This is a genomic window from Bacillus pumilus (assembly GCF_038738535.1).
GTDB lineage: Bacteria > Bacillota > Bacilli > Bacillales > Bacillaceae > Bacillus.
Genome location: NZ_CP046128.1, coordinates 2,011,700 through 2,036,523 on the forward strand (window position 1 = coordinate 2,011,700; position 24,824 = coordinate 2,036,523).

At 41.8% G+C, this 24,824-nt stretch carries 28 protein-coding genes, 1 pseudogene and 1 riboswitch; of the genes and pseudogenes, 4 read left to right on the top strand and 25 right to left on the bottom strand.

The window, feature by feature from the left end:
- Positions 1–193: 193 nt before the first annotated feature.
- From GKC25_RS10040 to GKC25_RS10095, 12 genes are all read right to left on the bottom strand, one after another.
- Positions 194–1,975: an ATP-binding protein gene (locus tag GKC25_RS10040; protein WP_034661118.1), complete on the bottom strand. Its 1,782-nt coding sequence runs from the start codon at positions 1,973–1,975 to the stop codon at positions 194–196.
- Positions 1,972–2,694, bottom strand: a complete 723-nt coding sequence (locus GKC25_RS10045) for a response regulator transcription factor (protein WP_003215596.1) — start codon at positions 2,692–2,694, stop codon at positions 1,972–1,974. Before GKC25_RS10045 ends, GKC25_RS10040 begins: the two co-directional genes overlap by 4 nt.
- An 87-nt stretch (positions 2,695–2,781) precedes the next feature.
- A complete protein-coding gene (gene ccsB / locus GKC25_RS10050) occupies positions 2,782–3,960 on the bottom strand; it encodes a c-type cytochrome biogenesis protein CcsB (protein WP_034661119.1) in 1,179 nt (392 codons plus the stop codon).
- A complete protein-coding gene (gene resB / locus GKC25_RS10055) occupies positions 3,944–5,623 on the bottom strand; it encodes a cytochrome c biogenesis protein ResB (RefSeq protein WP_034661120.1) in 1,680 nt (559 codons plus the stop codon). Before resB ends, ccsB begins: the two co-directional genes overlap by 17 nt.
- Before the next feature lies 1 nt (position 5,624).
- Complete coding sequence (gene resA, locus GKC25_RS10060) at positions 5,625–6,155, bottom strand: thiol-disulfide oxidoreductase ResA (RefSeq protein ID WP_034661121.1); 531 nt, start codon at positions 6,153–6,155, stop codon at positions 5,625–5,627.
- Positions 6,156–6,245: 90 nt separating this feature from the next.
- Positions 6,246–6,980, bottom strand: a complete 735-nt coding sequence (gene rluB / locus GKC25_RS10065; protein ID WP_034661122.1) for a 23S rRNA pseudouridine(2605) synthase RluB — start codon at positions 6,978–6,980, stop codon at positions 6,246–6,248.
- A 135-nt stretch (positions 6,981–7,115) separates the two neighbouring features.
- Positions 7,116–7,652 carry a spore maturation protein gene (locus GKC25_RS10070; protein WP_034661123.1) on the bottom strand — a complete coding sequence of 179 codons (537 nt, stop codon included), beginning with the start codon at positions 7,650–7,652 and terminating at the stop codon, positions 7,116–7,118.
- 4 nt (positions 7,653–7,656) lie between these two features.
- Positions 7,657–8,244, bottom strand: coding sequence for a nucleoside recognition domain-containing protein (locus tag GKC25_RS10075; protein WP_012010425.1), 588 nt, complete (start codon positions 8,242–8,244; stop codon positions 7,657–7,659).
- Positions 8,232–9,383 carry a D-alanyl-D-alanine carboxypeptidase family protein gene (locus GKC25_RS10080; RefSeq protein ID WP_060596760.1) on the bottom strand — a complete coding sequence of 384 codons (1,152 nt, stop codon included), beginning with the start codon at positions 9,381–9,383 and terminating at the stop codon, positions 8,232–8,234. Before GKC25_RS10080 ends, GKC25_RS10075 begins: the two co-directional genes overlap by 13 nt.
- Positions 9,384–9,495: 112 nt before the next feature.
- Entirely contained in the window at positions 9,496–9,975 is a 480-nt protein-coding gene (locus tag GKC25_RS10085) for a YpuI family protein (protein WP_095285350.1), read from the bottom strand.
- 113 nt (positions 9,976–10,088) lie between these two features.
- Positions 10,089–10,682, bottom strand: coding sequence for an SMC-Scp complex subunit ScpB (gene scpB, locus GKC25_RS10090; protein ID WP_095285351.1), 594 nt, complete (start codon positions 10,680–10,682; stop codon positions 10,089–10,091).
- A complete protein-coding gene (locus GKC25_RS10095; RefSeq protein ID WP_034661986.1) occupies positions 10,672–11,430 on the bottom strand; it encodes a segregation/condensation protein A in 759 nt (252 codons plus the stop codon). Before GKC25_RS10095 ends, scpB begins: the two co-directional genes overlap by 11 nt.
- A gap of 209 nt (positions 11,431–11,639) precedes the next feature.
- On the opposite strand from GKC25_RS10095, the gene GKC25_RS10100 reads away from it, so the two are divergent.
- Together GKC25_RS10100 and GKC25_RS10105 are read left to right on the top strand one after the other, a co-directional pair.
- On the top strand, positions 11,640–11,732 hold the full coding sequence (locus GKC25_RS10100) for a YjcZ family sporulation protein (RefSeq protein WP_012010430.1): 93 nt from the start codon (positions 11,640–11,642) through the stop codon (positions 11,730–11,732).
- 87 nt (positions 11,733–11,819) lie between these two features.
- On the top strand, positions 11,820–12,344 hold the full coding sequence (locus tag GKC25_RS10105) for a DUF309 domain-containing protein (protein WP_034661127.1): 525 nt from the start codon (positions 11,820–11,822) through the stop codon (positions 12,342–12,344).
- Between the two features lie 24 nt (positions 12,345–12,368).
- Here GKC25_RS10105 and GKC25_RS10110 read toward each other — a convergent pair whose 3' ends face one another.
- The 7 genes and pseudogenes from GKC25_RS10110 to GKC25_RS10140 all read right to left on the bottom strand — a co-directional run bounded on the left by GKC25_RS10110 (position 12,369) and on the right by GKC25_RS10140 (position 16,720).
- Positions 12,369–12,722 carry a GNAT family N-acetyltransferase gene (locus GKC25_RS10110; RefSeq protein WP_003215830.1) on the bottom strand — a complete coding sequence of 118 codons (354 nt, stop codon included), beginning with the start codon at positions 12,720–12,722 and terminating at the stop codon, positions 12,369–12,371.
- Positions 12,723–12,835: 113 nt separating this feature from the next.
- A complete protein-coding gene (gene ribH / locus GKC25_RS10115; protein WP_060596841.1) occupies positions 12,836–13,300 on the bottom strand; it encodes a 6,7-dimethyl-8-ribityllumazine synthase in 465 nt (154 codons plus the stop codon).
- 47 nt (positions 13,301–13,347) lie between these two features.
- Positions 13,348–13,953, bottom strand: a pseudogene (gene ribB, locus GKC25_RS10120) (3,4-dihydroxy-2-butanone-4-phosphate synthase); the annotation flags it as partial.
- Between the two features lie 11 nt (positions 13,954–13,964).
- Positions 13,965–14,615, bottom strand: coding sequence for a riboflavin synthase (gene ribE / locus GKC25_RS10125; RefSeq protein WP_187703948.1), 651 nt, complete (start codon positions 14,613–14,615; stop codon positions 13,965–13,967).
- Between the two features lie 254 nt (positions 14,616–14,869).
- A riboswitch (FMN riboswitch) is annotated at positions 14,870–15,011 on the bottom strand.
- Positions 15,012–15,115: 104 nt separating this feature from the next.
- On the bottom strand, positions 15,116–15,460 hold the full coding sequence (locus GKC25_RS10130) for a hypothetical protein (protein WP_034318777.1): 345 nt from the start codon (positions 15,458–15,460) through the stop codon (positions 15,116–15,118).
- Between the two features lie 224 nt (positions 15,461–15,684).
- Positions 15,685–15,918: a DUF2164 domain-containing protein gene (locus GKC25_RS10135; protein WP_003215556.1), complete on the bottom strand. Its 234-nt coding sequence runs from the start codon at positions 15,916–15,918 to the stop codon at positions 15,685–15,687.
- A gap of 220 nt (positions 15,919–16,138) precedes the next feature.
- Positions 16,139–16,720, bottom strand: coding sequence for a TetR/AcrR family transcriptional regulator (locus tag GKC25_RS10140; protein WP_106037954.1), 582 nt, complete (start codon positions 16,718–16,720; stop codon positions 16,139–16,141).
- A 269-nt stretch (positions 16,721–16,989) separates the two neighbouring features.
- On the opposite strand from GKC25_RS10140, the gene GKC25_RS10145 reads away from it, so the two are divergent.
- Positions 16,990–18,252 carry an MFS transporter gene (locus tag GKC25_RS10145; protein WP_034661131.1) on the top strand — a complete coding sequence of 421 codons (1,263 nt, stop codon included), beginning with the start codon at positions 16,990–16,992 and terminating at the stop codon, positions 18,250–18,252.
- A gap of 30 nt (positions 18,253–18,282) precedes the next feature.
- Here GKC25_RS10145 and GKC25_RS10150 read toward each other — a convergent pair whose 3' ends face one another.
- Positions 18,283–18,720, bottom strand: coding sequence for a peptidylprolyl isomerase (locus GKC25_RS10150; protein WP_008359679.1), 438 nt, complete (start codon positions 18,718–18,720; stop codon positions 18,283–18,285).
- A 320-nt stretch (positions 18,721–19,040) separates the two neighbouring features.
- On the opposite strand from GKC25_RS10150, the gene GKC25_RS10155 reads away from it, so the two are divergent.
- Positions 19,041–19,925 (top strand): DUF1002 domain-containing protein, encoded by an 885-nt coding sequence (locus GKC25_RS10155; protein WP_034661133.1) that lies wholly within the window; start codon positions 19,041–19,043, stop codon positions 19,923–19,925.
- 38 nt (positions 19,926–19,963) lie between these two features.
- Here the strand turns inward: GKC25_RS10155 and lysA are convergent, their stop codons facing one another.
- The 5 genes from lysA to spoVAD form a co-directional block, all read right to left on the bottom strand.
- Complete coding sequence (lysA, locus tag GKC25_RS10160) at positions 19,964–21,289, bottom strand: diaminopimelate decarboxylase (RefSeq protein WP_034661135.1); 1,326 nt, start codon at positions 21,287–21,289, stop codon at positions 19,964–19,966.
- A gap of 115 nt (positions 21,290–21,404) precedes the next feature.
- Positions 21,405–22,877: a spore germination protein gene (locus GKC25_RS10165; RefSeq protein ID WP_034661136.1), complete on the bottom strand. Its 1,473-nt coding sequence runs from the start codon at positions 22,875–22,877 to the stop codon at positions 21,405–21,407.
- On the bottom strand, positions 22,831–23,439 hold the full coding sequence (locus GKC25_RS10170; protein WP_034661137.1) for a stage V sporulation protein AE: 609 nt from the start codon (positions 23,437–23,439) through the stop codon (positions 22,831–22,833). Before GKC25_RS10170 ends, GKC25_RS10165 begins: the two co-directional genes overlap by 47 nt.
- Positions 23,440–23,445: 6 nt before the next feature.
- The gene (gene spoVAE, locus GKC25_RS10175) at positions 23,446–23,796 is read right to left on the bottom strand and encodes a stage V sporulation protein AE (protein WP_007501045.1); all 351 of its coding nucleotides are present in this window, start codon (positions 23,794–23,796) and stop codon (positions 23,446–23,448) included.
- A complete protein-coding gene (spoVAD, locus tag GKC25_RS10180) occupies positions 23,796–24,812 on the bottom strand; it encodes a stage V sporulation protein AD (RefSeq protein ID WP_095285354.1) in 1,017 nt (338 codons plus the stop codon). Before spoVAD ends, spoVAE begins: the two co-directional genes overlap by 1 nt.
- Positions 24,813–24,824 lie beyond the last annotated feature (12 nt).

Consider the following 24,824-nt stretch of genomic DNA (forward strand, 5'->3'; position numbering starts at 1 on the left):
CCCCTCCGTTCACTTATTTTTGTCGATTGACTCTTACAAAACGTTACATTACAACTTTATGACAAATATATTACAAGTTCGACAATTTGGGAAGGGCTTTTTGTTTAACTTCTCCTTAAAAATATGAAAATAAAAAAACACTTCTTTTTTTCGAAAAGAAGTGTTTCTCATGTAACAAGATTCTTCGTCAGGATTAGACGAGTTCCTGCTTTTTTCTCGGAATATAAAAGGTAAAGTGTGTACCTGTACCCGCTTTGCTATGTGCATGAATGGAGCCTTGATGCGCTTCTACGATGTTCTTCACAATCGCAAGACCAAGCCCAGTACCAGAACGCCCTCTTGTTCTTGCCTTATCCGCTTTATAGAAACGTTCGAAAATAAATGGCAGATCCTCTTCCGGGATTCCGCTTCCCGAATCTTTTACATCCATTTTCAGACCGCTTTCCACCGATTGAACCGAGAAGTGAACCTCTCCGCCCTCTGGTGTATGACGAATGGCGTTATCAATGAGATTCGTAAACACCTGCTCAATCTTATCCGGATCGAGTACAAAGTGCGGTTCATCCACTTGAATGTCATATGTGAGATCAACTTGTTTTTCTTTCGCAATACCGAGAAACTTGCGGTAAATCTTCTCGGTCAGCTCTTCTGTATCTGTCGATTCAAGATTAAGTGTAATATGGCCCGCTTCCATTCTCGCTAGATCTAGAAGGTCATTCACAAGACGTCCCATTCGAAGTGATTCGTCGTAGATAATTTGCGCAATCTCTTTCTTTTCCTCTTCTGAGCCTGCAATATCATCTACAATCGCCTCACTATACCCTTGCAGCATGGCAATTGGTGTACGAAGTTCATGACTGACATTGGCAATGAAGTCTTTTCTCAGCTTATCAAGTCTTCGTTCCTCTGTCATATCACGAAGGACCGCAACTGCTCCCCTGACATCCTGCTGATTATAAAGCGGGGTCATGAGAAGAACCCAGGTACGTCCTTGCAGCGTGACTTCGATCATTTGCTCTTTTTCTGTGCTGACGGCTGTATGAAACAGTTCTCTCGCTTCTGGCGGCAGTTCATCTCCATCTTTGATCTTCATATTTTGCTCGTAATACCATGCCTGCAAGAATCGTTCTGCAGGAGGATTCGTCATGAGAATCGTTCCATCAATATTGATGGTGATGACACCATCAGCCATACTGCTTAAAATGTTGGACAAATGTTCTTTTTCTTGATTTAAGGCTGTGATATGGAATTTAAGCTGCTTGCCCATTTGATTAAAGGCGATGGCCAGTTCTCCAATTTCGTCTTGCGTTAATATAGGAATCTTGGTATCAAATTTCCCTTTCGCCAGATCCTGTGCCCCCTCTCTCATCTTTCTGAGAGGATAGGTGACACGTGTTGATAAGAAGAAAGCGAAGATAGTGGTCAGAATAATGGCAATTCCGGCTGCTAGGAAGATATAACGCGTCGTATGTTTCGTTGTTTGTTCTACAGCGAGTAATGATTGAGAAAGAAAGACCATGCCTTTTTTTCCGTTTGCCTCAAATGGAACACCGACGACAATTCGTTCATCTTTCTGATTGCCTGCATTTGGTTCTGCACGTTTACTGATTTTTTTACGATCTTTTAGTGCTTGATTTAAATCACTGTCCGCTTCAATTTGTTTCTTTGTAATCGCAGGAAGCTTCCCGTCTTTTTCAGACGAATACCACTCTAGCCCGTCCTCTTGGATAATCGCAATACTCGTCAATTTGTCAGCAAGCTCTGATGTAATCGACCTTGCGAGCGATTGATCCTCGTGGCTTTCTAAAATGACCGCTACTTTGTTTGCCATTTGCGTTAAATCTGACTTTGCTTCTTCTACATGGTAATTCTCAATGAACTCTAAAAGAAGCACGGTTAAAATAGATAAAACGATCAGGACGAGGAAGAGAATGGTTAACCATAGCTTTCCAACGACACTTTTCCACAGTTTCATTCAGCGCCGACCTCAAATTTGTACCCGACACCCCATACCGTCACGATTTTTTTCGCAGCTTCTGGTGACACTTTATTCAGCTTTTCGCGAAGTCGTTTGACGTGGGTATCGACTGTTCTCAAGTCTCCAAAGAATTCATACTGCCATACTTCTTTTAACAGCTTCTCTCTGTCATAAACCTTATCCGGTGTTTTCGCAAGGAAATATAAAAGCTCATATTCCTTCGGCGTGAGACTGACTTCTTTGCCATCAGCCGTCACTCTATGCGCATCGTGGTCAATTGAAAGATGAGAAAACACAAGTACATCTTTTGTTGTTGTCCCAGTATTGAGATAAGACGTTTGAGAAGATCTTCTGAGCAATGCCTTTACACGTAAAACAACTTCACGCGGGCTAAAAGGTTTTACGATATAGTCATCCGTTCCTGCCTCAAACCCTTGGACGCGGTTGGCTTCTTCTCCTTTTGCCGTCAGCATAATGATTGGAGTCGCTTTTTTGTCTCGAATTTGATTACACACTTCGATTCCATCTGTCCCAGGCATCATTAAATCGAGTAAAATGAGGTCATAATCTGTTTGGAGTCCTTTTTGAATCGCCTCATCTCCATTTTCTGCTTCATCGATTTCATAATTTTCACGTTCTAAGTACATTTTTAAAAGGCGGCGAATTCTTGCCTCATCATCTACGACTAATATTTTCGTTTGAGTTGTGTGTTCCATTAGACAATCCTCCTGCTTTCTCCGTTGTTACATTCATTTTAACAAAAAGCCAAATCGATTCATAAAAAGTTGGCCTTTTTCATGTGATTAAGCGTAAGAATGAAGCCCTGCAATCACAAGATTGACAAAGATGAGATTAAACATAATGATGGCGAATCCGATGACAGCTAGCCAAGCGGACTTTTCGCCATGCCAGCCCCTGGATAAGCGAAGGTGAAGGTAGGCTGCATAAAAGAGAAACGTAATCAATGCCCATACTTCCTTCGGGTCCCAGCCCCAGAACCGAGTCCAGGCAATTTGCGCCCAAATCATTGCAAAAATCAGCCCGCCTAACGCAAATACAGGGAAACCAATGGAAACAGCTCTATATCCAATTTCATCGACTAAATCTAGGTTCACCTGTTTCACAAGCGGTTGAAGCAGAGCGCTGAGTCGTTTGCGAATGATCAACCGAATCAGTCCATACAAGATCAGCCCCGTGCCGAATGACCATAACACCGTATTGACCTTTCTTCCTGAAAAAACAGGCGGCAAATCAACAAATGGTTCCAAACGATCTTGCGTCACAAGCTCTCCTTTATGAGGTCCAACTAGAGCTGGCAGCTCATAGACCATCACACTTTCCTCTTTATTTTTATCGACCCAATTAAATTTTGCCTCGTACCCTGTCATTCTAAAGATGGACGTGACAGCGATAAATGCAAGTGTAACAACAATCATAAACATGACGAGCTCTAAACCAAATGTCTTCTTCCCTGGCTTTGTTTGATCGACATGCTTTAATAGGAAGATGACACCTGCCACAAAGCTGATCGCTAAAATGGCTTGCCCAAGTGCTGCTGTTGTCACGTGAATATAAAGCCAATTACTTTGTAGTGAAGGAATCAGCGGTGAAATATCTGATGGGAACATACTTGCATAGGCAATAATCAATAAAGCGATTGGAAGTGTAAATAAACCAAGTACAGACACTTGATACACAAAATATAAAATGATGAATGCGAGCACAAGCATCATGCCAAAAGCGGTTGTGAATTCAAACAAATTACTGACTGGTGCATGACCAGACGCCATCCACCTTGAAATAAAATAGCCAAATTGGCTTAAAAAACCGATGATGGTGAGCGTAATGCCGATAAGTGCTGCCTTATTCCTGCGCGGTCCATCAACTTGCTTTTTTCCTTTAATGGCACCACCAAAAAAAGGAACTGCCGCTAAATACAATAGAAAAGCTGCAAATAACAGGTTTTCACTGACTGCTGCCATCTAATCCTTCCCCCTTGCTTTTGCTGATACTTGTTGTATCAGGCAGTTCTTTTTGATCAACTGGCTGTTTGATGCCACTGTCACTTAGTAACACGTTGAGATCAGACTTTAAGCCGAACCAGTTTTTGTTTGTGTGTCCTGCCACAAATACTTTTCCATCCTTTGCAGACAGCCAAATTCTTCTATGCTGCCAATACATCCCCTGCACGACACCAATCATGAAGATAATCCCGCCTACGATGAGCACCCCGAGAGTTAAATCTTTTCTAACCGTCAATCCCGTGACGTTTTTCGTTTCCACTCGATCAAACTTCATTTTATATATGTTGTTATCAGAGCCTTCTACTGTCTCTTGAATCGCCACAAAGCTTTTTTCACCTTTAGGCTTTTCAGGAGAAATCATTTCAAACACGAAAGCAGGATTATTTGGATTCCTTGTTTTCGTACTCGGCGTTCCATCATCGTCAAAATAAAAATCAGGGAGATAGCTCATCACTTTGACTTTGTAACCGCTACCAAGATCATATTCTGACTTAGGCTCCAGCAGATTAATCTTCACTGTTCCGAAAGATTTTTCTGTATCTTTACGAATCAGTTGAAAGACCATTTGATCGAGTTCATTTTGTTTAAAATCCACTTGATATAATGAGAAATGATCAAACTTGAGCGGTTCGTTCACTTTGATATCGTGTTCTGTTACCTGCTTCAGCTTGGGCTTTTCACCAAACACAACTTCCCCTTCACGTTTGTATAAAGTGGCATCGGTTTTATAACTTTTCACCACTTGACCGTCGCCAGCTCTTTCAATCGCATTCTCAAACACTTCTTTTTCATTTCCAGTTTCATAGCGGTCAATTGAAAACGCATTATTTTTCAAGAAGTATTGACCATCTGTGCCTGGGATTGGGGCCGTTTCACCTTCTCTGACCCAGAGCGTTTCATCCACGTACATGCCTGGGACAAATCGGAGCATCGATCCAATGAGAAAGATGATTAATCCAATGTGATTGACGTAAGGCCCCCAGCGTGAAAAGCGGCCTTTTTCAGCTAAAATATGTCCGTTTTCTTCTCGCACGCGGTAACGCTTTTGTTTCATTGCTCTTATGATGCCTTCATATGTATGCTGATCTAACGTTTTGTCTGTTTCACTGAACAGACGCTGTCTTCTCATAAAGCCTTCTTTTTTGATAACCCCTTGGTTTTTAAGTGCCCGATAAAGAGGAATGACCCGGTCGAGACTGCAAATGACAAGGGAGATTCCGATTGATGCGACTAAAGCTAAAAACCACCAAGAATTATAAAGATCATGGAATCCAAGTATGTAATACAGTTTACCAAACGACCCATATTGCTCTTCATAATAGGTGGAAGCAGATGCACCTGGCGGAATAAACCGCTCCTGCGGAAAAATGGTTCCTAGTGAGGAAGCAAGCAGTGTAATAATTATCAGCCACACACCCACTTTAACGGAAGAAAAAAAGTTCCATACTTTATCCACAATCGTTTTGTTGTATGTTTGCGAGCGTCTTGCACTGCCGTCATATCTCATATCAAGCAGCTTTGAAGAGTTTTTCTCTATAGCTGCAATTGGATTCCCGCATGATTCACATAAAACAGTACCGATTGGATTAATATGTCCACACTCGCACTTTACCTCTTTCATTCTATGACCCCTTTGGTTTAATCAAATTCATATATTCATAGACATTACGTTCTGTCATGGTTCCCTTTATGACTTTGATTACCTTGCCTTCAGGATTAATTAAAAATGTGGTTGGCAGCGGCGTAATATCATATGCCTCTGTCACTTGACGATCTTTGTCCATCGCAACAGGAAAATTCACGCCATAGGATTCCATAAAATTTTTCACGGCAATATTGGATTCCCCAACATTGACTGCAACAATTTCCACACCGCGATCCTTGAATACTTCATATTGATTTGCCATGTAAGGAAATTCTTGTTTACACGGACCACACCAGGTCCCCCAAAAATTAAGGAAGACGCCTTTGCCTTTTAATTCCTTTAATTCAATCCGTTCCCCATCCACTGATTGAAGGACAAAGTTTGGCGCAATAGATCCTTCTTTGACTTGATCCTGTTTGGCAAATACTGAGTTATACATCGTATAACAAAGTGCAGCAAGCATCACGAGGAGAATGCCCGTCCGTATGAAAAACCGTCTTTTCTTCATCTGAAGTACCCCTTCCCCATAGACATTCAGGTAAATTATAGCATTCTCCTTCTTTTGATGCTTCTTCATTTTTTGAAGTTTATGTGAAAATTAAAAAGCGCTTTTCCCATGATCTGCAATCGCTCTCAGGCGCTTGACTTCATGCGGAGACAATTCTCTGCGGTCTCCCGGTCTCATGCCTTCAATATGAAGGAACGCATATTGCTCTCTTTTTAGCTTTAACACATCATGACCGATCGCTTCAAACATGCGGCGCACTTGTCTGTTTCTGCCTTCATGAATGGTTAATTGAACGATAGATGTCTGCTTTCGTTTATCGATAGAAAGCATTTTGGCACGAGCACGTGCTGTCTTTTTATGATCTAACATGATCCCTTTTTCTAGCTTTCTAAGCAATTCCTTTGATGGGATGCCTTTTAGCTTCGCTGCATACGTTTTATCAATTTCATATTTCGGATGCATGAGCTTATGGGCAAATTCCCCGTCATTTGTAATTAAAATCAAACCGCTCGTATCATAATCTAAGCGGCCGATTGGATAAAGGCGCTGCGGGACGTCATCAAAGAAATCTGTGACGACCTTACGTCCTTTATCATCCTCAGCAGCTGAAATGACGCCGCGCGGTTTATAAAGCATAAAGTAAACCGGTTCTTCTCTTTCAAGCTTTAATCCGTTGACTTCAATTTTATCTGAAGAGCCCACTTTTACTCCGAGCTCTGTCACTGTCTGGCCATTAACGGTAACTCGTCCTTCTTTAATTAATTCTTCTGCCTTTCGTCTAGAAGCGACGCCGGCATGTGCAATTACTTTCTGTAAACGTTCCATTTGTCTTTCACCTCATGTACTATCTTACTTGCTTGACTTAAAACAAACAAGCATTCGTGGAAAAATAAGCGATTCGTCTGTCTAATTTCAGCTAAAAAGCGATTTTCCATCCACGAAATACAAAAAAGCGCCTCATTAGGCGCCGCTAAATAACAAACTGACGATGATGACAGATGCAATGATTCCAATGAGGTCCGCTAACAGTCCTACTTTCAGCGCATCCCCCATCTTTTTAATACCGACTGCTCCAAAATAGACCGTTAAAATGTATAGAGTGGTGTCAGTTGACCCTTGCATGACAGCTGCGAGCTGTCCGATAAAAGAATCTGGTCCATATGTCGCAATGAGGTCTGATGTCATCCCGAGTGCGGCCGTGCCAGATATCGGACGAATAAACGCAAGCGGCACCACTTCTGCCGGGAAGCCGATCGCTGTAAACACGGGTTTTAACAGTCCCATGACAAAGTCAAGCGCACCAGACGCACGGAATATCGTAATGGCTACAAGCATGCCGACTAAATAAGGAATGATTGAAAAGGCAATTTGAATGCCCTCTTTCCCGCCCTCGACAAATGTTTCATAGGTCGGTACCTTTTTAATGGTTCCCGCAATTAAAATTCCTGCGATGATCAGTGGGATCAAAGCAAGTGACAGCCAGTTAATTAATGACACGAGATCACCCCCGCCTGCTTCTGCGATAGTGGAAATAGCGATCAATGAGAATTGCACCGATTCCTGAAATGAGTGTTGCCAAAATGGTTGGGCCTACAATGTCTGTTGGCTGATCTGCACCATAGGTCATTCTAATCGCAATGACGGTTGTTGGCACAAGTGTAATAGAGGATGTGTTGACCGCTAAAAATGTAATCATGGACCGGCTTGCTTCATTTTTTCCGCCGTTTAATGCTTTCATCTGCTCCATTGCCTTAATCCCAAGCGGTGTTGCGGCATTCCCGAGACCAAAGAAATTCGCCATAAGGTTGGACAAAATATATCCCATTGCGGGATGGTTAGGCGGAATATCCGGAAATAGCTTTGAAATAAAGGGACGACACAATTTACTAAAGAAATTTAACAAACCTGCCTCTTCTGCAATCTTCATCAGTCCGAGCCAAAAAACGAGGACACTAATCAGACCAATTGAAATCGTAACTGCTTCTTTTGAGCCCTTAAATACAGCTTCGTTTACTTCCTCCATCGTTCCGTTGAACATCGCATACACAAGACCGATGACAGTGAGGAATACCCAAATTAGATTGACCATGAAGATCCGCCTATAGATGTCTGAAAGACAGACTTAAACATTTCTTGAAAGCTTTTTTGAGGCATTCGATTTCGTTTATTTTCATAAAAAATCGGCACTTGCTCGATCACCTGGCCATCTAATAAAAATGTCATTTTCCCTACAACATCCGGGATGGCTTCGGCGTTTTTTTCCCACTTCTTTTGAGGGGTAAGCATTTCCGTTTCAATTTCCACTAGCTTTTTCTCATCTTCATTTAAAAAATAGTCCACATCACGCTTGATAAATGCTTTTTTTTCGTAAAAGGTTCCTTTTAACGAAGCGAGTCTTCCTTTTTCAGCAAGTACGTACGTTTTATAGTGATCAAATGCATATTCAAACATAGAGATATGATCCTTCCAGTCATCTGGGGCATTAATGGTCACAGCGATCAGCGCCGCATCCCCTTTTGCAGCTGTAGAGACAAGTGTGCGTTTTGCAAGCTTCGTATATCCCGTTTTCCCCCCAGTTGAATATTGATATAAACCAGTGAGGAGCTTGTTTTTATTTTTCCAATAGCCTTCCATCGTTTTCGCTTTATAGAAAGTCGTGCCCGCAATTTTTTGATATTGTTTATGCTCCATGGCGTATTTTGTTAAGATGGCCATGTCATAGGCTGATGAATAATGATGTTTATGATCATCGAGTCCATGCGGATTTTGAAAATTTGTATTCTCCATTCCTAGTTCAGACGCTTTTTGATTCATCATAAAAATAAATCCTTCTAAGCTGCCGCCCACATGCTCTGCAATGGCAACAGCTGCATCATTTCCAGAACGCAGCATAAGCCCGTACGTCAAGTCTTCTAAGCTCACCTTCTGCCCTTCTTTTAAATAGAGCGATGAGCCCTCTGCTTGAATCGCGCGTTTTGATACCTTGACGGTGTCTTTCATTTTTCCTGATTCAATGGCTAATACCGCCGTCATAATTTTCGTAATACTGGCGATTCTCCTTTTTTCATGCTCGTCCTTTCCAAATAGGACTCTGCCTGACTGTCCATCTATTAAAATGGCGCTTCTTGCACTCACAGATAATGATATGTCTGCTTTGGCATGTGAGGAAAAAGGCAGTAAGAGTGTAAATAGAAGAAGGACTGCTGTTCCAATTTTTAAATAGGGCATGTTCATTCACGTCCTTGTCCGTTTTGTACAAGTGTATGCGCGCCTGAAAAAGTTATGATGCCTCGTCCATAAAAAAAAGCGTCTCTATATGTAGAGACACTTTTTCCTCTTGCTATACCATTTTCATTTGCTGATGAGATGTCGTATATTCTAGCTCTTCTCTCATCGCTAAAAAATCGTTTTCTAATGAAGAAAATAATCGTTTCATATCAGCGGATACTTCATGGTGGAAAACAATGCTGCCCTTTCCTGTATACGCGGAACGGCTGTCTTCATACCATGTATCCTTTTTCGGCGTGAAAAACTCTTCAATACATTGATGATAAATACGGTGAAGCGTTTGCTGCGCGGCTTGCTGCGGGAATGTCTGCTGCTGGCTGATTTTCCTGCAAACTGCCGCTGCATCCTCGCTGTACACTGCAAGCTTCCGTAATGTATTCAATATGTCACAATAATAGGCTTCCGCTTCAGGGTTTAATCGTTTCATGCTTGATAAGGTAGCTTCATTCAGAAAACCATTCATTTCAGTTGCAACCTTTGATAAAAAGACGCCTGCTTGATCAACTTGAGCCTTTACATTCATATGTGCCATTTGTTTCGTGTTTACCTTCCCCTCATGGCTTTATTACCATTTTATCTGACATCAATAGATGTTAGACCTAAAATCTTTTTTATATTTTATCATACATTTTTCATTCTTTTGAACTATTTTATCTCTTCGAATGTTTGATTGAAGTTTTCAAAAAATAGATCAGCCTCTTCTTGTACACCATCTGCTTCCACATTCTCTGGCAGCGGCGGTAATTCATCCAATGCCTTTAAGCCAAACTGCTCTAAAAAAGTAGGTGTTGTCCCATAAAGAATTGCTCGCCCAGGGCCCTCGGCACGTCCAACTTCACAGAGCAGCGCTTTGGCTACTAAACTATGAAGCACCCGCTCTGATTTGACTCCTCTAATTTCTTCTACCTCACTGCGTGTGATCGGCTGTTTATAAGAAACGATTGCGAGTACTTCAAGCGCTGCCTGTGACAAACCTTTGGATGGGGTCTCGACTAATTTTTTCAAATAAATGCTGTATTCTTTTTTCGTCAGCAGCATATAAGAATCTGCATATTCAATGAGCTCAATTCCTCGTTCTTGTTTTTGATATTCTTCCTTTACGGCAGACATCATGTCGAGTAACGCTGCCTCTTCTACTTCAAGAACAGACATGAGCTGTTTTTTTGTTAAGCCTTCGTCACCTGCTGCATAAAGCAGCGCTTCTATGATGGCTTTCCAATTCACGATATCAAGCGTCATGAATCGTTTCACTCCCTATTATATAAATGTCTTCAAAGTTTCCTTCCTGCTCTAACATGATTTGATGACTTTTCATCAATTCAAGAACAGCAAGAAACGTCACGACAAGGTGCTCCTTTTGATCATGTTGAAATAGAGTCATGAAATTGGTCCGCTTTTTCGTTTTTCTTAAATGGTTCATAATCTCATTCATTTTGTCTTCAATCGGGATTTCTTGTCTTGTAATCTTAGATGGTGCTGGTTTCGTTATTTTTTTTCGGTTCAATACCTTTTGGAACGCACCTAACATATCATACACCGTGACATGTAAGTTTGTGTCCTTCACTTCCGATTCTTTTGCAAATTCGCTTAAATCACTCGGAGGTTTTGTAAAGGCATTTTGCCTTTCTTCCTCGCGTTCCTTTAGTTCTTGTGCTGCATTTTTATACTTGCGGTATTCAATCAATTTGCCAATCAGCTCTTCTCGAGGGTCCTCTTCCTCTTCGAGCAGGTCTTCATCAAATAGCTCTTCCTCTTGTTTGGGAAGGAGCATTCTGCTTTTAATACTCAGGAGGGTTGCAGCCATCACCAAATATTCACTTGCCACATCAAGTTCAAGCTCCCTCATTGTGTGGACATATAATAAATACTGCTCCGTAATTTTAGCAACGGGAATATCATAAATATCGATTTCCAACCGGTTGATTAAATGTAAAAGTAAGTCCAAAGGACCTTCAAACGAATCTATTTTCACCTGATATTCCAGCATTTTTTTCTCACCATTTCTACTGTCTTCTAAGTACCGTTTCACCGGCTAACCTTTAGTATAAGACAGGATAAAGCTCTCGTCCAATATAATTTCGACCATGATGTCCTAGGCAAAACAAGAAAAACAGTGGTTTCGCCCATACCACTCAGGGCATTTATACATAGAATACCATTGTAAACAGAACTGATGAAAAAGGAGGCCGTATCATTATGGGAGATGGCTATAACTTTGGCGGAGGTTTCGCGCTTATTGTCGTGCTTTTCATCTTGCTGATCATCGTTGGCGCGGCTTGGGTTTATTAAAGAAACAGAGCGTCCTTTCACGAAGGGCGCTCTTTCTTCTTTTCTTTTCAATATGTTAGACTGAGAGTGGAAAAGGAGATGACCACTGTGTATCCTGAAGCGTACGTGGCTTTTTTACATGAATTTCATACGACAAGAGATTATTTTGAGTGTCATGAAATTCTTGAGGAATATTGGAAGGAAGACCCGCCTGAGCAGCGCAAAGAATATTGGGTTGGTTTCATTCAGCTTGCCGTTGCTTTGTATCATCAAAGACGGGGAAATGGAAAAGGGGCAAAACGGCTCATTTCAAACAGCCTCCACTTGCTGGAAGCAAACCGGCCCGTATTAGCGAACCTCGGTCTAGATGATGAGGCGTTTCTCATACTTCTGAGAACGCTAAAGAAGAAAATGAATGAAGACATGCCCTACGAAAGTGTGTTGCTCCCGATCAAAGATCAAGCGCTTCTTTCTTTATGCCAAGAAATGGCTCAAAAAGAAGGACTGACCTTTGGACAGGAGAGCAACTTATCCCACACATTTTTGATCGAAAAACATAGACTGCGTGACCGGACAGATGTATTGCTTGAACGAAAAAAGCAGATCGAACGTAAAAAAAGCAGAGGACTGTAGCCTCTGCTTTTACATGTGTGATATTTAATTTGTTTCGCTGTGACACTTATGAAAGAAGCCTTGCGTTAATTCATTTGGAATGAGTGTTTTGGTTTTGAATACCTCTTCCACGGCTAAAACCATTTCCTTGCCGATTCCTTGATCTCGATGGGATGGATTCACACTAATATGCTCGATTTGTACTTGGTCGTCTGTTTTCAACACACCAATGGCACCTACGATATCCTCGCCATCTTTCCAAAGGAACAGCTGCCGATTTTCATCCATTTCATATGACTTCATCGTCTGCTGAAGCTGTTTGACGTCTTTCTCACCCGGCATGAAGGAGAGTAGCCCCATGGCAATTTTTTCAAAAGACCTCTTATAACGAATTAACATATATACCCCTCAATATTCAAATTATCCTAATGTCCAGCAAATGTCTCACGAATCATTTGCTCATCACACATTATAAACATTTTTATACCGTTTTTAAACTCTTTTTCACTAAATTAACGAAAGGTTCGATTGAGATTCGCCATTTCAATGGCAGCTGCAGCCGATTCGCTGCCTTTATTTCCAGCTTTTGTGCCGGCTCTTTCGATGGCTTGTTCAATGGATTCTGTTGTTAGTACACCAAAGATAATCGGTACCCCTGTTGACATGGCACTTTGAGCAATTCCTTTAGCGGCTTCATTACAAACATAATCGTAGTGAGTTGTTGCGCCCCGGATTACGGTTCCTAGTGTAATGACGGCATCGTATTTCTTTGTTTCAGCTAGTTTTTTTGCCATGTACGGAATTTCAAAAGCACCCGGTACCCACACGACATCAATATCGTCACCGTTTGCTCCGTGTCTGAGCAATGTATCTTCTGCTCCGTCAAGCAGTTTACTTGTAATAAAGTCATTAAATCTCGCGACGACGATTGCAAATTTTAGTCCTTCTGCTACTACATGCCCTTGTATTGTATTCATATGTGGATCATCCTTTTTTGTGATTTTTATTTTGTTTCGATAGTTGCTGTTTCGTTATTGTTTAAATAGGTCTGCAATGCTTCGATTGTCAGCATCTTTAAACCGTGCTGTTTTTGGATCTCTTTTAGTTCAGGGACGCGCGCCATTGTGCCATCTACATTCATAATTTCACATATGACACCCGCTGGCTCTGAACCTGCCAGTTTCGCAAGATCTACCGCCGCCTCTGTATGACCTGGTCTTTCTAGTACACCGCCCTCTTTTGCAATGAGCGGGAACACATGACCTGGGCGGGCAAATTCTTCTGGTGTTGCGTCTTTATTTAACATGGCAAGCATGGTCGCAGAGCGCTCAAAAGCACTAATACCAGTCGTCGTTGTCACATGATCAATGCTCACTGTAAATGCTGTATGGTGTGCATCTGTATTTTGTTCTACCATTGGATGCAGGTTCAGGTGTTTGGCGATCGACGTATGGACCGGTGTACAAATGAGGCCTCTTCCATGTAAAGCCATGAAGTTAATGGCTTCAGGCGTGGCATGCTCAGCAAGTGCCACAAAATCTCCTTCGTTTTCTCTGTCTTCATCATCCACTACGATAATGATTTCTCCTTGCTTAAGAGCATTTACTGCTTCTTCTACTGAATGATACATACAATCGCCTCCTAGAATCCGTGCTCTTTTAAAAATGATGGGGTCAATCGGGATGGCTGCTTATCGCCTTGTTCTTTTGTTAAAAAGCGATAAATGTATTTGCCGATCATGTCACACTCTATATTCACGATCTCTCCCATAGATTTAGTCAGGAAAATAGTTCCTTCAAGTGTATGAGGAATAATAGAGACTGTGACGTGTGAATCTTGCAAATCGAAAATGGTTAAGCTGACACCATCTATTGCGATCGAACCCTTTTGCGTGAGCATATCTGTGAGGGTCTTGTCCATCTCTAAATCATAGTAAATGGCATTACTTTTCTTTTCTATTCGGGTAATGACTGCCGTCCCGTCAACATGACCTGAGACAAAATGGCCGCCGAATCGTCCATTCGAGGACATGGCCCGCTCTAAATTCACTGGACTGCCTGATGTCAGCTGATCCAGTGATGTCGCTTTGACCGTCTCTGGCATCACATCTGCTGCGAACTGTACTTTTGTAAAGCTTGTGACTGTAAGACATACACCATTGATCGCAATACTGTCTCCGAGGTGAACATCTTCTAGCACACGGCTGCACTTTATGACAATTTCCATGGCATCTGCTGACTTTTTACTTAATGACTGTACGGTGCCAACTTCTTCAATTATCCCCGTAAACATGTGATCCTCCCTTTCTTTTCATTTGTATTTCTCACTTTATAAAAAAGCGATGTTAGGGACATGTGATCGATTGAGCACCTTCGTCGCTTTTTAAGGTCCATACAAGGTAGATGAGGGATCACCTAATAAACACTGCATGCCGGTCTATTAACTACATGTACATACAGAAAGCCCCGGAAAAAATTCCGGGGCTTTGGCTTTTTTGCATCAGAAATAAAACTATGATCAACAAATATTTTTCGTTCATAGCTTTCTTTATCCTTCTCCCATCCAGACTTTCACTGTCGGCTTCAGCTTTTCACTGAATCAACCGTTAATAAATTAACGGGTCACGGGCTGTAAAGCATTTGCTTTATTACCGTCGGTCGGGATTTTCACCCTGCCCCGAAGGATACAATCGATATTTAGCTGTCCTTAGGGGCTATTATAGCGATCCTTGTTGTCAAATGCAACAATCAAGATTTCTCACAAACAAGTCTCCTTATAGGAAAGGAGACTTGTTAATTAACGACTTTTACTACTTTTATAAGACCATCTATTCTTTTTTCATTACTAAAGTAGGCTTTAATACGATCGCCTTTCTTCAAGTCGGCCACATCATCTTCGAATTTCTTTCCATTAAAAATGATTTTTGTGCCGTTTTTTGCTTGACCGTAATATTCATCTCCATCAATTTTCGTAATGGTATATTCATAGATGGTATAATCTTTATCATTATTTGTTAAGCTTTCACCAATGGCTGTTGGCACATCTTCAATTTTCATGCCATTCATGTATAAATAACCTGCGCCTAAACAAAGCAGTAAAACAAATAAGACGGCAATTTTCAATTTAATTTTCCCCATATTTAGAACCTCCATCATCTGCACTTCGCCTATTTGTATGTTTTATTCCTTCTTTTGATGAAATAAAACCAAAAAAGCTGATTTCCATTAATGGTTACTTATATAACGATTGAGTTGGACCTTTGGTTCCACCTTTTCATCATTACATATGATACGAATATGCGTTCTTTATTAAGGGGGTCTCTTTCCTCTTTATCCGTTAGTAGGGCGCACACCATTGATGATCATCTTTTTTCGAGTGCGAATAGATCTTCCTCTAACAATTGCGATCTCTGAACAGCAATGTTCCGGCTGTCACGAACCCCTTGATTATAATAGTAACTTCCAAGATTTTTTGTGATAAATTCTAGTATATTAATGGCTGCTAATTCACCAATCTCTTCTTCTCGTTCTTCGGCAAAGTAACGCTGAATAGCAATCATCATTTGATTTTTTTCTTCTTTTGTTAATGGTTTCAAATTATCTCCTGCTTTCTTTCAGCATGAAACACGCTTTTTTAATTTGCATTGACATCTGTTTTTCAGTTGAATGTGGCGACACCCACAAATGCGAATATTTGTTCTCTTATCATATCACAAAATCGAGTTCTGTCCATAACTGTCCTAAAAGAAAAAGCGTGTTTTGATAGCTTGATCAAAATACGCTTTCCCTATATTGACTGTTTTCCACGTAGACTGTTTATTTCAATATGGAAAGTATCGTCGCTACAGAATGATCTACAAATGAACGCTCTGGACGAGATTTCATGAGGACGGTAAGTCCAATGAAAGAAACGACCAGTGTCTGTGCTAAAGCTTTAGCATTCAGACTGCTTTCGAGCTCACCCGAGCGAATACCTTGAACAATCCTTTCTTCAAAAATGACCGAAAGATACATCTGATGCTCTCTTGTAAGAATTTCAAATTTCTCTTCGTGTGGCGCAAGTTCCACTATTGTATTGATGCAAAAACATCCTTTACTCGGACCATCTCTATATTCCTCTTCTACTAAATCTGCAAATAATGCATGAAATGCTTTCTTTGCAGAAAGATTGCTTTGAAGTTTTGTTCGAATATGGCCAGCATGCTGCTTTGTATATTTGCGTAATGCGGCCTCAAATAATTCCTCTTTATCTCCAAAAGCTGAGTATAAGCTTGGCCGCTGTATTCCCATTTTTGCAGTCAAATCGCTTAATGTAGTGGCCCTATACCCCTTTTCCCAAAAAAGCACCATTGCCTCATCCAACGCTTTTTCCTTATCAAATTCCCGTTGTCGAACCATCAGCAATTCCTCATTTCAACAATAAAATTTCTTCACAAAGTCAGCCATCTATTTCTTGATATTATTCTCTATTTGGTTACCAATCGGTACATTATAATTTTATTTTATTGACGTACTAATGTCAAATTGCCTTACCCTTTCAAGATCAGCATCAATTAACTGTATCAAAGTCTTGACTTTAAAACGTTTTGTTGGTTATCCTTAACATGAATCATAATATACCAAACAGTATATTATACTTTTTAGTACAAAAGGAGACGATGAAATGCATGGTGAAAGAAAAAATCACTTCCATTGAACATCTTGATATGGAAACGACTCATTTACCAATCAAACCGAGATCAACGATGACTCGCTATATGGCACTGCTGTTTGCGATAGCCTGCGGGATGGCAGTTGCAAACATATACTTTGCACAACCGTTATTAGACTCCCTCGCATCCGAGTTTGGTATCACCTATTCATCCATTGGCATGGTCATTACGATTACTCAGCTTTGTTATGCGCTGGGGCTGCTACTGATAGTACCACTTGGTGATCTATTGAATAGACGCCGGCTCATCATTGGTCAGATGCTTTTATCCGTGTTGTCTCTCATTCTAGTCGGCATCGCTCCTATCGTCACCGTCCTCTTTATAGGATTAGCTGTGGTCGGACTGCTTGCTGTGGTCACTCAAGTACTCGTAGCGTTCGCAGCGACTTGGGCCGCTCCAGAAGAGCGCGGTCGTATTGTTGGCTTGGTGCAAAGTGGAATCGTGATCGGGATTCTTCTCGCACGAACGTTTGCTGGTGTACTAACCGATCTCGCCGGCTGGAGGTCAGTCTACCTAGTTTCTGCCATTATGATGCTTATCATAACTGGCGTGTTGTTCCGAATTCTCCCGGGTGATGACAGCGAAAGAGAGTCATTATCCTATGCAAACCTGCTTCGTTCAATGTTTACATTGTTCAGACAAGAACGAATCCTGCGCATCCGTGGAATTCTGGCTCTTCTTATTTTTATTGTGTTTGGTACGTTATGGACTTCGCTCGTGCTGCCCCTCAGTACCACGCCATACAATCTTTCACATACGGCGATTGGTGCATTTGGTCTTGCTGGAGTTGCCGGAGCTCTAGGCGCTGCTCGGGCTGGAAGCCTTGCTGATCGGGGCTTAGGACAGTTAACAACTTGTATAGCCCTTGTCCTATTAATCGTTTCATGGTTTTTTATCTTTTTCACTGAATATTCACTTATTTTATTGATCATCGGTATTATCATTCTTGACCTATCTGTGCAGGCCGTACACGTGACCAATCAGAGTATGATTTTCACTGTGCGGCCTGAGGCGAGAAGCCGGCTTACTGCTGCTTATATGATTTTTTACTCCATCGGCAGTGCGACTGGTTCTATTGTTTCAACCAGCATATACGCAAACGATGGCTGGATCGGGGTATGTTTATTTGGTGCCTCTGTCAGTGCCATTGCCCTTTTGTATTGGATCATCACCTACCGCCTCACGGAACAAATAACCGTAAAATCAGATTTAACATAAAAAAACACCGCGATTAAGCGGTGTTTTGGATTAAGCATCGACAACTTCGACTTTTTCCATACCTTGGCCTTGTTCCATATCTAGAACAGCCTCGATACCAGATGTTACTTTGCCAAAAACAGTGTGAACACCGTTTAAATGCGGCTGAGGGTCATGTACGATAAAGAATTGGCTGCCGCCTGTATCTTTACCAGCATGCGCCATTGATAATGAACCTCTTTCGTGTTGATGTGGATTCCCTTCTGTTTCACATTTAATTGTGTAACCAGGACCACCAGTTCCATTACCGTTTGGATCGCCGCCTTGGCTTACGAAGCCTGGGATGACGCGGTGGAATTTCAATCCATCGTAGAAGCCTTCATTCGCTAATTTTTCAAAGTTTGCTACTGTACCTGGAGCAGCCTCTGGGTATAGTTCAAACTCAATTTTCTTACCATTCGTTAGTTGTATGTATCCTTTTTTCGCCATTTTTCACATTCTCCTTTCAGGTTAAACAACGCTCATTATAGCACATTTTCGGTGATGTTAAACATCCCCTGCTCTTTGATTGTGATTTACCTCTTTTCTTAGGATTGATACAATAGAAGAGCTTGATCCTTTTTTCCTATTAAATTGATGACAGACTGTGCAACATGTCTTCATTTATTAGAAAAGGAAAACATCTTAAAAAGAAAATTGAAACGTCGAATCGATTTGTTACGTCTATATGATGGAGTGCATTTCTTTACGTGTGCTCAAAAGATGAGTTTCTCTAAAAGAGGAACCCTTTCGACTTGAAGGAGGTCAACATGTTTAAAAAATCAATGCTTGGTATGATGGCAGCGCTCCTTTTCCTCATTGGTGCGCCAAAAGTCAGCTTAGCGGATGCAGCTGTCGGCGATGTCATCGTCACACTTGGGCAAGACTTAACTCCGGCTGATCGCCAGAAGGTGCTTGACGAGTTGAATCCACCTGAAAATGCGACAAAAATTGAAGTAACCAATAAAGAAGAGCATGAATATTTAGGAAAGTATATCCCTCGTTCTTCTATCGGGACGAGAGCATTATCATCTTCATCTATCACCATTGAAAAATCAGGTACTGGTCTGACTGTGGATACACATAACATCAAGACCATTACAGATGAGATGTATTTAAATGCTTTAATGACAGCCGGTGTCAAGGATGCCAAGGTTGTCGTGACTGCGCCGTTTGAAGTTTCTGGTACAGCCGCACTGACGGGTCTATTAAAAGCCTATGAAGTGTCAAGCGACAAAGCCATTCCAGAAGATGTGAAACAGGTAGCAAACGAAGAGCTTGTGACAACTTCTAAATTGGGTGACTCCATCGGGAAAGACAATGCTTCTGCCCTTATTGCAAAAATCAAGGATGACATTGCGAAAAATGGTGTCCCTAAAACAACAAAAGAAGTCGAAGAAAAAGTGGATCAGGCTGCTTCTGATTTAAACTTAAATCTAACGCAAGATCAAAAGGATCAGCTTGTTTCACTATTCGATAAAATGAAGAACATCAATATCGATTGGAGCCAAGTAGGATCTCAAATCGATAAAGCAAAAGACAAGATTACGAAATTCATAGAATCAGATGAAGGGAAAAACCTTCTTCAAAAGATTTGGGATTTCTTTGTCTCCATTTGGAACGCAATCGTCTCTGTATTTACTGGAGGAAAATAAGTCATCATAAAAAGCTGCCTGTACATCAGGCAGCTTTTTTACGTAGATGATTTCACTTTTGATTGATACGGTAAATCAAGTTTGACAATATCGGCATATGTTTCGCGTTCAACGACAAGCTGCGCTTCCCCGTCTTCTACAAATACAACAGCCGGGCGCGGGATGCGGTTATAGTTGTTTGACATACTGTAGCCGTAAGCTCCGGTACAAAAGACAGCTAATAAATCTCCTTGTGATAACTCTGGCAAATCGATATCCCAAATGAGCATATCTCCGCTTTCACAGCATTTCCCTGCAATGGAAACCGTTTGATCATGCGCTTGGCTCATTTTGTTGGCACTTGCCGCTTCATATTTCGCTTGATATAAAGCTGGACGAATGTTGTCACTCATTCCCCCATCTACCGCAATATAATCGCGAATGCCAGGTACATGTTTTGATGAGCCGATCGTATAAAGCGTTGTCCCTGCATCTCCAACGAGAGAGCGGCCTGGCTCAATCCAAATTTCCGGCATATCAAACTCATAGCGGGCTACGTTCTCTTTTACAGCTTGGATAATTTTCTCGACGTATTCTGTCGCAGGAAGTGGTTCATCTTCTTCTGTATAACGGATACCAAAGCCGCCGCCTAAGTTTAACACGGTCGAAATAAAACCAAATGATTCTCTCCATTCATCTAGCTTCAAAAAGATTTTATCTGCTGCAAGGACAAAACCAGCCGTATCAAAAATTTGTGAACCGATATGGCAATGAACGCCTAAAAGCTCGATCACTTCTGATCCAAGCACTTGTTTCACCGCTTCATCTGCTTGTCCATTGTGAAGGTCAAAGCCAAATTTGGAATCCTCTTGGCCTGTTGTAATGTAATCATGTGTATGCGCTTCGACACCTGGTGTAATACGGAGCAGCACTTTCACCTGTTTTGACAGCTCTTGACCAAGCTCTTCAATGAGCTTCATTTCGTAGAAATTATCTACGACAATACAGCCGATCTCGTGCTCTAACGCCATTTTCAATTCTTCCCTGCTTTTATTGTTGCCATGGAAATGAATTTTTTCTACCGGAAACCCGGCGCAAATGGCTGTGTGAAGCTCCCCTCCTGATACGACATCAAGAGATAATCCTTCTTCCTTGGCAAGCTGAAACATGGCGATGGAGGAAAATGCTTTACTCGCATATGCTACCTGCGCTGTTAACTCTTCTTCTATAAATGCTTTTTGAAAGCTTTTTGCACGCTCCCGTATTAAAGCCACATCATATACATAAAGTGGTGTCCCATACGTTTCAGCTAAAGAAACGGCATCAACACCACCAATTTCTAAATGACCGAGTTCATTTTGTCTGCAAGTGCCGTGTAAATACAATGTCATTCCCTCTTTCTCCGCCTCGGCTGAAAAAAGACAGCTGCGTGAGCTGCCTTTTGCCGTTTCTCAAAGTTAAAAATACAATATCACAATCTTCAGCCACTTTCAATGAGCGTTAAGAATTTGGCGGAATTTTTGATCTGTTTTGAGGGTGAACGATGCTTGGCCTTACTTTTGAGCCAGGAACAGACGTCCGAATTAACACTTGCCATAAAGCTTTCCCATTAAAAGGAAGAAACGGCCACATATAAGGCGTCTGCAATGAACGTATGGATGTTAAATATATGATTAACAACGTAAAACCAATGATGAGTCCATTCAGCTTAAAGATCGCAACGAGTGCTAGTATGATGAGTCGTACAATCTTATTGGCGACACTCAGCTCATAGCTTGGCGTTGTAAATGTCCCGATAGCCGCTAGTGAGACGTATAAGATGACCTCTGGCGTAAATAAACCGACATCAATGGCGATTTGTCCAATTAAAACAGCCGCAATCAGCCCCATGGCGGTCGACAAAGCGGTTGGCGTATGAATCGCTGCCATCCTTAAAAATTCCACCCCAAAATCAGCAAGGAATACTTGTAATATGACCGGGATATGAGAAGGTTTATTAAAGCCAATATAGCTTAAATGATCCGGCAGAAGACTTGGTTCGAGGATAAACAGAAACCAAATCGGTAAAAGAAACGTTGAACATAAAATGCCTAAAAAGCGTACCCATCTTAGGAACGTACCAACTGCAGGTGCCTGGCGGTATTCTTCTGCGTGCTGAACGTGGTGAAAAATGGTGGTTGGCGTAATGATGACACTAGGAGATGTATCCGTAATGATGATGACATGACCTTCTAGTATATGGTTAGCGGCGACATCTGGACGCTCGGTGTAGCGTACAAGGGGAAAGGGATTGTATCCTTGTTTAATAATGAATTCTTCAATCGTTTTATCAGACATCGTCAGCCCATCGACTTTGATTCCTGATACTTCTTTCTCTATAATATCGACAAGATCTGGGTCCGCAATATCTTCAATGTAGCAAACACATACATCCGCTTTCGAACGTTCGCCTACTTTGAGCATTTTGTATCTCAGTTTTTCATCTCGCACCCGTCTTCGTATGAGCGCTGTATTGACAATAATGTTTTCAACAAAGCCGTCTCTTGCGCCCCGGACAACCTTTTCTGTATCCGGCTCCTCTGGCATTCTGCCAGGATAGCTTCTGACATCAATGATAAATGCGTAGTTTTCACCTTCTACTACAACTGCCACAAGCCCCGACAGTACTTGGTCTACCGCTTCATCGAGCGTTTCAACCTTTGAGACCTGCTGATTGACTAGACGGTTCTCGACCACACGTGCCAGATCATCTGATTCAGGTTCGTTGTCATTGATTTCAATTAGCTCTTTTAATAAGTAGATGACATACTGTGTATCACACAGTCCGTTTACATAGTAAAGTTGGATTTCCTGATCGTGTATATAAATTTTCCGCACGCCAAGGTCAAAGCTGAGACCCATTCCGACATTTTCCTTGAAGTAATCTTCATTTTTCTTCGGGTCTCGGTACACGTTTACCTTGTCTTTCTTCATGGAAACCACTCCTTTCTAAAATTAATTCAACTGCTTTCATTGTGATCGGAGATCCCTTGCTCAGATCATCTTTACGTCCCATTTTGCCAATATCTCCAATCCCAACAACAAACGGAAGATGGAGCGAGTCAAGACAATACACTGTATCCCCGCTCATTTTATGAGGCTCCATTTCAGGAAGACCATGCTTGTCGACACCGTATTCTGTCAGTTCACCCTCCCGGTCAATGGAAACATGAACTTTTGTCCATTCAGCTTGATGCGTTTTGGATGCAACGGCGATCGCTCCTATGACTTCAATTTCAGGGTGACGCGCCACATGCTTCATCGCCGTCTCCCCTGTTCCTTCACCTGTCAGGCCAGAGTCATCAAACATGACAAACACTGGATCATACGGCGTTTTTAAAATCATCTGTACAAGTTCAGGCCCTGTCCGTTTGCTTGGATTTCCTTTTGAGCTGGAAATACATCGTCCACCGACTTTTTTAGCAGCAAGCTCAATGGTTTTGGCAGCATATATATCTCCGTCTGTCACTAAAATGACTTTCCGTCTTTGCCCCATATTAGGTTATCCTTTCGGTTTAAAGATAAGAGCGATAATAAATGAGAATAAAATCGCAGCTGATATTCCAGCAGAAGTTAATTCAAAAATACCGATCCCGATTCCGATGAACCCGTGTACATCTGCCTGATGCATCGCCCCATGAAGCAAGCTATGACCAAAGCTGACGATTGGTACGGTTGCGCCCGCACCAGCAAATTCAATAAATTTATCATAAATACCGAAACCGTCTAATATGGTACCCGCCACAACAAAGGTGGTCATGACATGTGCAGGCGTAAGTTTGAGTACGTCTAGTAAAAGCTGGCCAATGACGCAAATAAGTCCGCCTGCAACAAAAGCGATAAGATAATCCATTAGCTCTCTCCTCCTGCACGCTCAAATACGACACCGTGCGCAATGGTTGGAATGGTCTCTTTTTGCTGGACCATCGTCGGGCTGAGAAGTGCCCCGGTTGCGACAACCAGTACTCTTTGCAAATTCCCTGCCTTCATTTCTTGAAAGATGTGACTGAATGTCACAACAGCTGAACACGCACAGCCGCTGCCTCCAGCGAACACGTTTTGATCGGGTGTATAGATGATTAATCCGCAATCATCGTGCTTTCGGCCGAGCTGAATGCCGTCTTCTTTGAGCAGATCCTTTAAGATCGGTGAGCCAATGCCAGATAGATCACCTGTTAAAATAAGATCGTAATCGTCAACCGTTCTCCCTAGATCTTCTAAATGCTGCTTGATGGTATCTGCTGCTGCCGGTGCCATTGCCGACCCCATGTCAAATGGGTCTGTAATCCCAAGATCCATAACTCGTCCCACAGTTGCGCTTGTAATTTGAATTTGGGAGGGCTCTTGGCTGATAATAACGGCCCCGCTCCCAGTCACTGTACTTGTCGCTGTATCTGGTTTTTGTCCGCCGTATTCTGTCGGATTACGAAATTGGCGTTCTGCCGTCGCATTATGACTGCTTGTCGCAGCAATGGCTCTTTTTGCAAAACCACCATCTACTAATGCCGAAGCAATGGCGACCGATTCCATTGATGTGGAGCATGCTCCAAATAAACAAAGAAACGGGATTTTAAGTTCTCTTGCCACATAGTTTGCTGTGACGTTTTGATTCAGTAAGTCTCCTGCCAGCAAAAGATCAACATCGCTTTTTTGCAAATTTGCTTTTGATAAAGCGGTTGATATCGCATCATCCATGAGCTGCCTTTCAGCCATTTCCCAGTTCTTTTGATAACAATGCATTTCGTCGTATGTTTTATCAATTAGATGACCGATCGGGCCTTCTTTTTCTTTCGGTCCTGCAGCTGTTCCTTCTGCATTGACATAAAGCTTGTGCTCAAATACCCAAGATTGTTTACCTGTTAGTTTCACGTTTCATTCCTC